Source organism: Clavibacter tessellarius, from assembly GCF_001618005.1.
Lineage (GTDB): Bacteria > Actinomycetota > Actinomycetes > Actinomycetales > Microbacteriaceae > Clavibacter > Clavibacter tessellarius_A.
On the sequence record NZ_LQXA01000042.1, the window covers coordinates 130,018 to 142,612 of the forward strand.

At 65.0% G+C, this 12,595-nt stretch carries 6 protein-coding genes and 3 rRNA genes; all 9 read right to left on the minus strand.

Annotated features, from left to right (window positions below; all coding sequences use genetic code 11):
* Positions 1–101: 101 nt before the first annotated feature.
* Entirely contained in the window at positions 102–1,817 is a 1,716-nt protein-coding gene (gene recN, locus AWH51_RS11560; RefSeq protein WP_063072217.1) for a DNA repair protein RecN, read from the minus strand.
* Positions 1,810–2,727: an NAD kinase gene (locus AWH51_RS11565; RefSeq protein WP_414146354.1), complete on the minus strand. Its 918-nt coding sequence runs from the start codon at positions 2,725–2,727 to the stop codon at positions 1,810–1,812. Before AWH51_RS11565 ends, recN begins: the two co-directional genes overlap by 8 nt.
* A 5-nt stretch (positions 2,728–2,732) precedes the next feature.
* Positions 2,733–3,530 carry a TlyA family RNA methyltransferase gene (locus tag AWH51_RS11570; protein WP_063072227.1) on the minus strand — a complete coding sequence of 266 codons (798 nt, stop codon included), beginning with the start codon at positions 3,528–3,530 and terminating at the stop codon, positions 2,733–2,735.
* Between the two features lie 34 nt (positions 3,531–3,564).
* Complete coding sequence (locus AWH51_RS11575; RefSeq protein WP_107490195.1) at positions 3,565–3,780, minus strand: hypothetical protein; 216 nt, start codon at positions 3,778–3,780, stop codon at positions 3,565–3,567.
* A gap of 48 nt (positions 3,781–3,828) precedes the next feature.
* Positions 3,829–4,869, minus strand: coding sequence for an HAD-IIA family hydrolase (locus AWH51_RS11580; protein ID WP_063072229.1), 1,041 nt, complete (start codon positions 4,867–4,869; stop codon positions 3,829–3,831).
* Positions 4,859–5,818, minus strand: a complete 960-nt coding sequence (locus AWH51_RS11585; RefSeq protein ID WP_063072230.1) for a hypothetical protein — start codon at positions 5,816–5,818, stop codon at positions 4,859–4,861. Before AWH51_RS11585 ends, AWH51_RS11580 begins: the two co-directional genes overlap by 11 nt.
* A 958-nt stretch (positions 5,819–6,776) precedes the next feature.
* Positions 6,777–6,893: ribosomal RNA gene (gene rrf / locus AWH51_RS11590) — 5S ribosomal RNA — on the minus strand.
* 116 nt (positions 6,894–7,009) lie between these two features.
* Positions 7,010–10,129: ribosomal RNA gene (locus AWH51_RS11595) — 23S ribosomal RNA — on the minus strand.
* Positions 10,130–10,555: 426 nt separating this feature from the next.
* Positions 10,556–12,076: ribosomal RNA gene (locus tag AWH51_RS11600) — 16S ribosomal RNA — on the minus strand.
* Together the 16S, 23S and 5S rRNA genes form the textbook arrangement of a ribosomal RNA operon.
* Between the last annotated feature and the right edge of the window lie 519 nt (positions 12,077–12,595).

A 12,595-nucleotide genomic window follows, 5' to 3' on the forward strand; every position in this document is an offset into this window, starting at 1 on the left:
GCGCGCCGCGACAGCCGCGACGCGCCGGCCTCGTCCGTGTCGCCGGATGCCAGGCCCCGGTCCGCGCGACGCTCGCCTTCGGGAGCGGCAGGAGCGATGGATCAGCGGAGCGCGGCCGCGGTCTCCACGAGCTCGCGCGCATGCGCCAGCCCGCTCTCGCTGTCGGGCAGGCCCGAGAGGAGGCGCGCCATCTCCTGGATCCGCGCGTCGCCCTCGAGCTGCGTGACGCTGGACGCGGTGACCTGGCCGTCGCCGCCCTTGACGACGCGCAGGTGGTTCGTGGAGAACGCCGCGACCTGCGCCAGGTGCGTGACGACGATGACCTGCGCGCGCTCCGCCAGGCGCGCGAGCCGCCGACCGATCTCGATGGCGGCCGCGCCACCCACGCCCGCGTCGACCTCGTCGAACACGAAGGTCGGCACGGGATCGTCGCCGGCGACGACGACCTCGATGGCGAGCATGACGCGCGACAGCTCGCCGCCGGACGCCCCGCGCCCGAGCGGCCGCGCCTCCGCGCCGGCATGGGGCCGCAGCAGGATCTCCACACGGTCGGCTCCCGACAGCGCAGGCTCCTCCCGCGGGCTCACGCGCACGTCGAGCGACGCGTCGGCCATCGCGAGCGCCCCGAGCTCCGCGGTGACGGCCTCGGCCAGACGCGCGCCGGACTCCTCGCGGACGGCGGTCACACGGGCGCCCAGCTCGCCGACGAGCTGCTCGTCGCGCTCCACCTCGACGCGCAGCAGGTCGATCCGGTCGGTGTCGCCGTCGAGCTCCAGGAGCCGCGCGCTGCCCGTGTCGAGGAACGCGAGCGCGTCCTCCACGGTGGGCCCGTGCACGCGCGTGAGGGCCGCGAGCTCGGCGCGGCGGTCCTGCAGCGACTCGAGCTCGCGCGCGCCGTCGGCGTCGAGCCCCGCGAGGTAGCCCGAGAGCTGCACCGCGATCTCGGAGACGAGGATCCGCGCGCTCTCGAGCGACTCGATGATCTCCGCGAGGCCCGGGTCGTGCGCCGCGACCCGGTCGAGCCGGCGGTGCGCGGTGTCGAGGACGGAGGCCGCGTCGGCCATCTCGCCGGACGCGTCCTCGGCCGACATGAGCTCGTGCGCGGCGGACGCGGCGGCCCGCAGGTCCTCCAGGTTCGTGAGGCGGTCGATGCGCTCGCGCAGCTCCTCGTCCTCGCCGGGCTGGGGCGCCACCGCCTCGATCGCATCGATGGCGGCGCGCAGCTCCTCGGCCTCGCGCGTGCGGGCGTCCTGCTCGGTGACGAGCCGGTCGAGCTCGGCGCGTGCGGCCTGCCAGCGGCGGAACACGTCCTGGTACTCGCCGAGCACGGGCGCGAGCGCGGATCCGGCGAACCGGTCGAGCGCCTGACGCTGCGCCATGGACGACCGCAGCCGCATCTGATCGGACTGCCCGTGCACCACCACGAGCTGCTCGCCGATCTCCGTGAGCAGCGCCGCGGGCGCGCCCCGGCCCCCGACTGACGCGCGGCTGCGCCCCTCGGACGACAGCTGCCGCGTGACGATGAGCTCGCCGCGCGTGCCGTCGCCGAACGGGTCGACGTCTCCCCCGGCGTCGCGCACGCGATCGGGCACGGGCCCGTCGGCCGCGATGATCCAGCGCCCCTCCACGACCGCCTTCTCGCTCCCCTGCCGCACGGCACCGGAGTCGGCGCGCGCGCCGAGCAGCAGCCCGAGGGCGGTGACGACCATGGTCTTGCCCGCGCCGGTCTCGCCGGTGACGGCCGTGAAGCCCGGCCCGAGCGGCAGCGTGGCCTGGCCGATCACCCCGAGGTCGCGGATGGTGATCTCCTCAATCACGGTCGACGGGCCCCCTCCAGCCGGTGACCGGCAGCTCGAACTTGTTCACGAGGCGGTCGGTGAACGGCGACTGCTTGAGGCGCGCGAGGCGCACGGGGATGGTGGACCGCCGGGCCTCGACGCGGGCGCCGGGCGGCATGTCGCGCGTGCGCCGGCCGTCGCACCAGAGAACGCCGGACCCGGAGGTGCGGCTGAGAACCTCGACGGCGACCGTGGACTCCGGCCCCACGACGAGCGACCGCGCGAAGAGCGTGTGCGGGCTGAGCGGCACGACGAGCATGGCCTCGAGGCTCGGCCACACGATGGGGCCGCCGGCCGAGAACGCGTACGCCGTGGATCCGGTGGGCGTCGAGACGACCATCCCGTCGCAGCCGTAGGACGCGAGCGGCCGTCCGTCGATCTCGACCACCACCTCGAGCATCCGCTCGCGGCTGGCCTTCTCGACGGTCGCCTCGTTGAGCGCCCAGGTGCGGTAGACGATGTCGGCGCCGACCTGGAGCGTGACGTCGAGCGTCATCCGCTCCTCGACCGTGTAGTCGCGGTCGAGCACGCGGCGGACGGTGGCCGTGAGGTCCTCCCGCTCGCTCTCGGCGAGGAAGCCGACGTGCCCGAGGTTGACGCCGAGCAGCGGCACGGAGGTGCCGCGCACGAGCTCGGCCGAGCGGAGGATGGTGCCGTCGCCGCCGAGCACGATGACGATCTCGAGGTCGGCCGTCTGCACGTGCTCGCCGAGCACCGCGACCCCGGCCATCTCGGGCGCGAACGGCAGGATGTCGGCCTTCTCCTCGGCCGTGAGCACGATGCGCACGTCGGCGTCGGCCAGCTGCGCGCACACGCTGAGCGCCGCGTCGATGGAGTCGCGCCGTCCCGTGTGGGACACGACCAGGATGTGCCTCGCGGGTCCAGCCACTTCGCTCACGCTCCTGTGATCTCGTTCGACGTCGATCTCCATTGTGTCGGATTGCTCCCCGCGCGACCGCTGAACCAGGCGAGGTACTCGTGGTTCCCCGCGCCTCCCACGATGGGGGAGGAGACGAGGCCGGCCGTGCCGAGGCCCAGGTCCCATGCCGCCCAGAGCACGCGCATCACCGCGTCGTCGCGCAGCCCCGGGGCGTGCACGATGCCCTCGCGGATCCCGGTGCGCCCCACCTCGAATTGCGGCTTGACGAGCAGCACGAGGTCGGCGTCGGGCGAGGCCGTGCGGGCGAGCGCGGGCAGGACGAGCCCGAGCGAGATGAAGGACAGGTCGCCGACGACCAGCTCCGGCGCCTCGACCCCGCCTCCGGTCGCGGCCGCGAGCGACTCCGGCGTGAGGTCCCGCACGTTGAAGCCCTCCACCACGTCGACGCGCGGGTCCTCGCGGATGAGCGGATCCAGCTGGCCGTGGCCCACGTCGAGCGCGACCACCCGCCGGGCCCCGCGCTCCAGGAGCACCTGCGTGAAGCCGCCGGTGGACGCGCCCACGTCGAGCGCCCGGCGCCCCTCGACCCGCACGCCGGGGAACGCGTCGAGCGCGCCGACGAGCTTGTGGGCGCCGCGGCTGACGTAGGCGTCGGTCCCCTCGACGGCGACGGCGGATCCCGGGACCACGCGGAACGACGGCTTCACCACGCCGCGCCCGTCGACCGTGACGAGTCCGTCGGCGATGAGCCGGGCGGCGTGCGTCCGCGACCGGGCGAGCCCGAGCGCGGGCAGGGCGGCATCGAGCCGCATGTCCCCGCCGGAGGAGGAGGGGTCGTCCGTCGCGTCAGCCACGCGACGACGCCCCGTCGCCGCCCTCGAGCCGCGCGCGCAGTTCGTCGTGGAGGAGGGCGAAGGACGCGGCGCGCTCCCCCAGGGGCTGCCCCTCGATCAGCTCGAGCCGGGAGACCAGCTCCTCGGCGACGTCCGCGTCGCCGGCGCCGCCCTCGGCAGCGGCCGACGGCCCGTCGACGGCGCCCACGGCATCCGCTGTGTCGGCCACCCCGTCACCCGATCCGCGGATGCCCGCCTCGTCCCTCACCCCGCCACGCTACGCCCGGCCGGCGCCCGTGGCGCCCGCCGCGACGTACAGCGACTCAGGCACGTCGAGCCCGTAGATGGGCCGTCCGGAGTTCCAGATGACCGCGCATGCCGCACGCAGCGTGTCGATGGTGGAGCCGCCGTCCTTGACGACCTCGACCCGGTCGCCGACGATCCGGACGGACGCCCTCCCGACCGTCGCCACGCTCCCCTGCCCGGAGAACCGCGTCTCCGGGTAGGGCTCGTGCAGCTGGCCGAGGTGCTCGAGGATGAAGGTGGGCCGCTGGTCCTCCTCCGCCGCGAGCAGCTGCTTGGCCCGGTCGATCCCTGTCAGCACGTGCACGGAGGCCATGCCCGCGCGCGTGGCGCCGAGGATGTCCGTGTCGAGCCGGTCACCGAGGAACACCGGACGCGTAGCGCCGAAGCGCTCGCGGGCCACATCGAAGATGGGCGTCTCCGGCTTGCCCGCCACCACCGGCAGGCGCCCCACGGCCGTGTGGACGGCGGAGACGAGCGTGCCGTTGCCGGGCGCGATGCCGCGGGCGACGGGGATGGTCCAGTCGGTGTTGGTCGCGACCCAGACGACGTCGGGGTCCGCGAGGGCGAAGGCCGCCTCGGCCAGCTGGGTCCAGCCGACCTCCGGCGCGAAGCCCTGGACGACGGCCGCCGGCCGGTCCTCGACCGAGCGGGTGACGACGTACCCGGCCTTCTCGAGCTCGTGGACGAGGCCCTCGCCGCCGACGACGAGCACCGTGGATCCGGCCGGCACGCGGTCCGCGAGCAGTCGGAGGGCGGCCTGCGGCGACGTGACGACGTCCTCGGCCGCCACGGTCAGCCCGAGCGAGCTCAGGTGCTCCGCGACGGAGGCGTCGGTCCTAGACGCGTTGTTGGTGATGTAGCCGAGCCGCAGCCCCGTCTCCGCCGCGCGGTTCAGCGCATCGATGGCGTGCGGGATGCTGTCGGGCCCTGCGTACACGACCCCGTCGAGGTCGGCGAGGATCACGTCGACGCCGTCGAGCGGGGTGCTCCCTCGGGCGGCCCTAGCGAACATCGCGGTCGCCCTCCGCCGGCTCGGGCTCGGGCTCGGCGTCGGCCCGCGCGTCGGCCCCTCCGACCCCGCCGTCGGCATCCGCGGCGATCTCGGCGTCCACGTCGACAGCGATGTCGTCGTCGTCCCCGTCCTCGCTGGGCGGGACGGGCACAGGGTCGACGTCCGCGTGCGTCGCATCGCCCACGACGCGTCCGTCCGCCTCGTCCGGGTCGGCTCCGGCGTCGTCGTCGAGGTCGTCGTCATCCACGTCGTCGACGACGAGGTCCTCCTCGACCACCTCCACCGTGTCGTCCCATCCCTCGTCCGGATCCGCGAAGGCCGCCTCGGCCGCCTCCGCCCGGCGACGCCACTCGTCCGCCTCACCGGATCGGCCGAGCTCCTCCAGCACCTCCGCGTACGCGTGGAACAGGTCGGCGCTGTAGGAATACGCCACGTCGCGGTTGAGCTGGGAGATCGACAGCTCGTCGAGCGCGGCCTCCGTCTGGCCCAGGTCGAGCCGAGCACCGGACATCGCGATCGCGAGCGCCACCTGCTCCGCCGCCGGCAGCGTCTCCTTGGGCACCGACCGGCCGAGCTCGAGGGCCTTGTCGGGGCGCCCCTGCCCCCGCTCGCTGTCGACCATCAGGGCCAGCTGATCGTCCTTCCCGGAGATGCGGCGGTACGTCCGCAGCTCCCGGAGCGCCAGCGCGTAGTCCCCCACGGCGTACGCGGTGATGGCCAGCGACTCGCGGACCACGGCGATGCGGCCCGCACGTCGAGCCGCGGAGATCGCATGACGGTGGGCCAGCTCGGGGTCCTCCTCGATGAGGCGAGCGGCCATCACCAGGTGCTGCGCAACACCCTCGGCGTTGTCCTTGCTCAACGTCTTGAGCTCGTTGCGGGCGACCCGATCCAGGTCGCCGGGCTTCACGTCCTCCGGGATCTCCGGGTCCTCATGACGGGGACGCACGGACCGCAGCTCGCGGGCGCGGAGCTGCTCCTCGGTGAGCGCCTCCTCGTACCGCGGGGCATCGCGATCGTTGCGAGCCGGACGACCGTCGCGCGTCCAGAGCTTGTCGCCGTCGCGAGGAGGGCGTGCACCCCCACGGTCCCCGCCCCGGGGGGCGTCCTTCGACCACGGCTTCCGCTCCCCGTCACGCACCGGACGACCACCCGCAGGCGCGTCCTTCGACCACGGCTTCCGGTCCCCGTCACGCACCGGACGACCACCCGCGGGCGCGTCCTTCGACCACGGCTTGCGCTCTGCGTCACGCGGACGACCACCCGCAGGCGCATCCTTCGACCAGGGCTTGCGCTCTGCGTCACGCGGACGACCACCCGCAGGCGCGTCCTTCGACCAGGGCTTCCGGTCACCGCCACGCGCCGGACGACCCGCGCCCGCTCCAGGCGCACCGGACCCACGCCCGGCATCCCGCGGACCTCGAGGAGCACCCGAGGATCCGCGATCATACGGCGGCTTCTGACCGTCCCGGCCGCGCGCCGAGTGCGACGATCCGCGGTCCTGGCCCTCGGGCCGGCTGTCTCGATCGGAAGAGTCGCTCACTGTGCTCCTGTCGGCCGCGCGGGCCAGATGATGTCTGTGGTGTTGTGGGTCGTGCTCGAGTCCTGGTCCAGGTTAGCCGGTCCCTCGGGACGGCCCAGCGCGGAGGTCCAGCGCGGTTCGGACCGGACCGGATTGGATCGGATTGGATTGGATTGGATTGGATCGGATCGGATCGGATCGGATCGGTACAGCGCACGTCTCCTCGGTCGAGACGGGGCTCCTGCCGCCGATTCTCGTCGGCGCCGCGCACGCCCGTCTCGATGCCCGCCGCGTGATCGTCCATGACAACGGTGTCCGCCGTGCCCGTTAACGCGAGAAGGCCCGCCGCACGAATGCGACGGGCCTCCCCGTTTACTCAAGTTAAGTCCGGCGGTGTCCTACTCTCCCACAGGGTCCCCCCTGCAGTACCATCGGCGCTGAGAGTCTTAGCTTCCGGGTTCGGAATGTGACCGGGCGTTTCCCTCTCGCTATGGCCGCCGAAACACCTCATACACACCCCTCAGGGCATGAAATCTGTGATGAATCGACCAGTCAAGCTGGTTGTTCAATTGATACCCGACCGTATATCGGGAACCACATAGTGGACGCAAGCAAAGTGTTTTCAAGATATCGGCTTATTAGTACAGGTCAGCTCCACGAGTCTTTAGTCCTCGCTTCCACATCCTGCCTATCAACCCGGTAGTCTAGCCGGGAGCCTTCACCCTAAAAGGGATGGAAATCTCATCTCGAAGCCGGCTTCCCGCTTAGATGCTTTCAGCGGTTATCCGTTCCGAACGTAGCTAATCAGCGGTGCTCCTGGCGGAACAACTGACACACCAGAGGTTCGTCCATCCCGGTCCTCTCGTACTAGGGATAGATCTTCTCAAATTTCCTACGCGCGCAGCGGATAGGGACCGAACTGTCTCACGACGTTCTAAACCCAGCTCGCGTACCGCTTTAATGGGCGAACAGCCCAACCCTTGGGACCTACTCCAGCCCCAGGATGCGACGAGCCGACATCGAGGTGCCAAACCATGCCGTCGATATGGACTCTTGGGCAAGATCAGCCTGTTATCCCCGAGGTACCTTTTATCCGTTGAGCGACAGCGCTTCCACAAGCCACTGCCGGATCACTAGTCCCGACTTTCGTCCCTGCTCGACTTGTCAGTCTCACAGTCAAGCTCCCTTGTGCACTTACACTCGACACCTGATTACCAACCAGGTTGAGGGAACCTTTGGGCGCCTCCGTTACTCTTTAGGAGGCAACCGCCCCAGTTAAACTACCCACCAGGCACTGTCCCTGAACCGGATTACGGTTCGAAGTTAGATATCCAGAGTGACCAGAGTGGTATTTCAACAATGACTCCACCCGAACTAGCGTCCGAGCTTCACAGTCTCCCACCTATCCTACACAAGCCACACCGAACACCAATACCAAGCTGTAGTAAAGGTCACGGGGTCTTTCCGTCCTGCTGCGCGTAACGAGCATCTTTACTCGTAGTGCAATTTCGCCGAGTTCGCGGTTGAGACAGCTGGGAAGTCGTTACGCCATTCGTGCAGGTCGGAACTTACCCGACAAGGAATTTCGCTACCTTAGGATGGTTATAGTTACCACCGCCGTTTACTGGGGCTTAAATTCTCAGCTTCGCACTTGCGTGCTAACCGTTCCTCTTAACCTTCCAGCACCGGGCAGGCGTCAGTCCGTATACATCGTCTTGCGACTTAGCACGGACCTGTGTTTTTAGTAAACAGTCGCTTCCCACTGGTCTCTGCGGCCTTCAAACGCTTCAGGAGTAAATCCCTACACGCCTCAGGCCCCCCTTCTCCCGAAGTTACGGGGGCATTTTGCCGAGTTCCTTAACCACGATTCTCTCGATCTCCTTAGTATTCTCTACCTGACCACCTGAGTCGGTTTGGGGTACGGGCGATTGGAACCTCGCGTCGATGCTTTTCTCGGCAGCATAGGATCACTGATTTCGTCCGTGAGGACTACCCATCGGGTCTCAGGCTACATAGAAGACGGATTTGCCTATCTTCTGCCCTACATCCTTAGACCGGGACAACCATCGCCCGGCTCAGCTACCTTCCTGCGTCACACCTGTTAATACGCTAAACGCCTCAGCGTAGGGTCGTGTGCTAGGCCAAGACCGTCACCCCGAAGGGATCGAATCAAGGATTCAGACACTTAGCATTACTGGATTGTCTTGGGCGGTTCTTCATCGGTACGGGAATATCAACCCGTTGTCCATCGACTACGCCTGTCGGCCTCGCCTTAGGTCCCGACTTACCCAGGGCGGATTAGCCTGGCCCTGGAACCCTTGGTCTTTCGGAGGACGGGTTTCTCACCCGTCTTTCGCTACTCATGCCTGCATTCTCACTCGTGTGGCCTCCACGGCTGGTTCACACCGCCGCTTCGCTGGCCACACGACGCTCTCCTACCCATCTATACGGCTGGACCACGAAGGCCTGCCTGTAATATAAATGCCACAACTTCGGTGGCGTGCTTGAGCCCCGTTACATTGTCGGCGCGGAATCACTTGACCAGTGAGCTATTACGCACTCTTTCAAGGGTGGCTGCTTCTAAGCCAACCTCCTGGTTGTCTATGCAACTCCACATCCTTTCCCACTTAGCACGCGCTTAGGGACCTTAGATGGTGGTCTGGGTTGTTTCCCTCTCGACGATGAAGCTTATCCCCCACCGTCTCACTGCTGCGCTCTCACTTACCGGCATTCGGAGTTTGGCTGAAGTCAGTAACCTTTTGGGGCCCATCGTCCATCCAGTAGCTCTACCTCCGGCAAGAAACACGCAACGCTGCACCTAAATGCATTTCGGAGAGAACCAGCTATCACGAAGTTTGATTGGCCTTTCACCCCTATCCACAGCTCATCCCCTCCATTTTCAACTGAAGTGGGTTCGGTCCTCCACGACGTCTTACCGTCGCTTCAACCTGGCCATGGATAGATCACTTCGCTTCGGGTCTAGAACATGCGACTCATACGCCCTATTAAGACTCGCTTTCGCTACGGCTGCCCCTCACGGGTTAACCTCGCCACATATCACTAACTCGCAGGCTCATTCTTCAAAAGGCACGCTGTCACACCAACAAGGGTGCTCCAACGGTTTGTAAGCAAACGGTTTCAGGTACTATTTCACTCCCCTCCCGGGGTACTTTTCACCTTTCCCTCACGGTACTTGTCCGCTATCGGTCATCTGGGAGTATTTAGGCTTATCAGGTGGTCCTGACAGATTCACACGGGATTTCACGGGCCCCGTGCTACTTGGGATACTCTCCGGACAGGCGACGACATTTCGACTACGGGGTTCGCACCCTCTATGACTGGCCTTTCAAGACCATTCGTCTATATCGCGCTCATTGCCCTCACAGCTCGGTAGAACTGTACGGAAAGTCCCGCAACCCCGACCATGCAACTCCTACCGGATATCACACATGATCGGTTTGGCCTCTTCCGGTTTCGCTCGCCACTACTAACGGAATCGCTTTTGCTTTCTCTTCCTGTGGGTACTGAGATGTTTCACTTCCCCACGTTCCCTCTACCCGCCCTATATATTCAGGCGGGAGTCACCAGGTCACCCAAAGGGCCTGGCGGGGTTTCCCCATTCGGAGATCCTCGGATCAAAGCTCTATTATCAGCTCCCCGAGGCTTATCGCAGATTTATACGTCCTTCTTCGGCTCCAGATGCCAAGGCATCCACCGTTTGCTCTTAGAATCTTGAAATCACATGAGATTGAATCGTTTCGCCTCCCCTAGAGGAGACAGAATTGACCAATGATCTATAAATAGATCTTTGTGATCCACCGGTAAACCGGTGAATCTAAGATGCTCGCGTCCACTGTGTAGTTCTCAATATACGGGCGGTACCCCACCACCATCCACTCAGGGACGACAGAAAGGGTCCGACAAGAAACCAGACACACCAAACGGTGCGGCCCGGTCCCTCAGGACCCAACAGCGTGCAACATGCCCGCGACACCCCACACCACGTTCCCACCCCACAAGGAGGCGTACTAGCAGCACGACGAATCAACCGGCATCAATGTCAATGTTCCACCCATGAGCGCCACCACCAGGACATACGCCTGACGCGTGACTTGGCACCCTTGATCTCCCTGTATACAGAGGAGAGGTGCACATGCTCCTTAGAAAGGAGGTGATCCAGCCGCACCTTCCGGTACGGCTACCTTGTTACGACTTAGTCCTAATCACCGATCCCACCTTCGACAGCTCCTCCCTTGCGGTTAGGCCACTGGCTTCGGGTGTTACCGACTTTCATGACTTGACGGGCGGTGTGTACAAGGCCCGGGAACGTATTCACCGCAGCGTTGCTGATCTGCGATTACTAGCGACTCCGACTTCATGAGGTCGAGTTGCAGACCTCAATCCGAACTGAGACCGGCTTTTTGGGATTCGCTCCACCTTGCGGTATCGCAGCCCTTTGTACCGGCCATTGTAGCATGCGTGAAGCCCAAGACATAAGGGGCATGATGATTTGACGTCATCCCCACCTTCCTCCGAGTTGACCCCGGCAGTCTCCTATGAGTTCCCACCATTACGTGCTGGCAACATAGAACGAGGGTTGCGCTCGTTGCGGGACTTAACCCAACATCTCACGACACGAGCTGACGACAACCATGCACCACCTGTATACCGACCTTGCGGGGCACACATCTCTGCATGTTTCCGGTATATGTCAAGCCTTGGTAAGGTTCTTCGCGTTGCATCGAATTAATCCGCATGCTCCGCCGCTTGTGCGGGCCCCCGTCAATTCCTTTGAGTTTTAGCCTTGCGGCCGTACTCCCCAGGCGGGGAACTTAATGCGTTAGCTGCGACACGGAGACCGTGGAATGGTCCCCACATCTAGTTCCCAACGTTTACGGCATGGACTACCAGGGTATCTAATCCTGTTCGCTCCCCATGCTTTCGCTCCTCAGCGTCAGTTACGGCCCAGAGATCTGCCTTCGCCATCGGTGTTCCTCCTGATATCTGCGCATTCCACCGCTACACCAGGAATTCCAATCTCCCCTACCGCACTCTAGTCTGCCCGTACCCACTGCAGACCCGAGGTTGAGCCTCGGGATTTCACAGCAGACGCGACAAACCGCCTACGAGCTCTTTACGCCCAATAATTCCGGACAACGCTTGCACCCTACGTATTACCGCGGCTGCTGGCACGTAGTTAGCCGGTGCTTTTTCTGCAGGTACCGTCACTTTCGCTTCTTCCCTACTAAAAGAGGTTTACAACCCGAAGGCCGTCATCCCTCACGCGGCGTTGCTGCATCAGGCTTTCGCCCATTGTGCAATATTCCCCACTGCTGCCTCCCGTAGGAGTCTGGGCCGTGTCTCAGTCCCAGTGTGGCCGGTCACCCTCTCAGGCCGGCTACCCGTCGTAGGCTTGGTGAGCCATTACCTCACCAACAACCTGATAGGCCGCGAGTCCATCCCCAACCGAAATTCTTTCCACGACCAGACCATGCGGCCAATCGTCATATCCGGTATTAGCTACCATTTCTAGCAGTTATCCCAGAGTCGGGGGCAGGTTACTCACGTGTTACTCACCCGTTCGCCACTGATCCGCCAGAGCAAGCTCTGACATCACCGTTCGACTTGCATGTGTTAAGCACGCCGCCAGCGTTCGTCCTGAGCCAGGATCAAACTCTCCATAAATGCTTAAACGCACGACCACCCGAAAGCAGTCGGCACATCTAAAGCCAGACGTGAACGGGAATCGAACACGAACCAGCAAGTTTGAAACCGACAGAACAAATCATTACTGACTTGCTTGTTTGTTTAAATGTATTCCAAAGGAATCCGAAACGAGCATCCGAAGGACACCCGCAACGGGTATTTGGCATTTGACATTGTGCACGCTGTTGAGTTCTCAAGGAACGGACGCTCCCGACACCGACCATCACAGCCAGCCATCGGAGCTCACACTCCACCGCTCCCCGTGGGAGTGATCCAGACCACAAGGCCCAGCACTCACGTCGGAAGCAGAATCAGACCCTAGCTCAGTTGATGGTAAACACGCAACCCGTAAGCCGCGGCAACTTCTGTTTCACCAGGATCAAGCCCACCAGAACAGCTCCGGAAGCATTTCGCTTCCCGCCCGTTCCGGCGACAAGAGGAGACATTACGCGGACCACCCCACCCCCGCAAAACAACCCGCATCCCGGGCGTGTCGCG

Excerpts from the sequence above, each read along its gene's own strand:
- AWH51_RS11570 (WP_063072227.1), bottom strand. The coding sequence starts at position 3,530 with ATGCGGCTCGATGCCGCCCTGCCCGCGCTCGGGCTCGCCCGGTCGCGG.
- AWH51_RS11580 (WP_063072229.1), bottom strand. The coding sequence starts at position 4,869 with ATGTTCGCTAGGGCCGCCCGAGGGAGCACCCCGCTCGACGGCGTCGAC.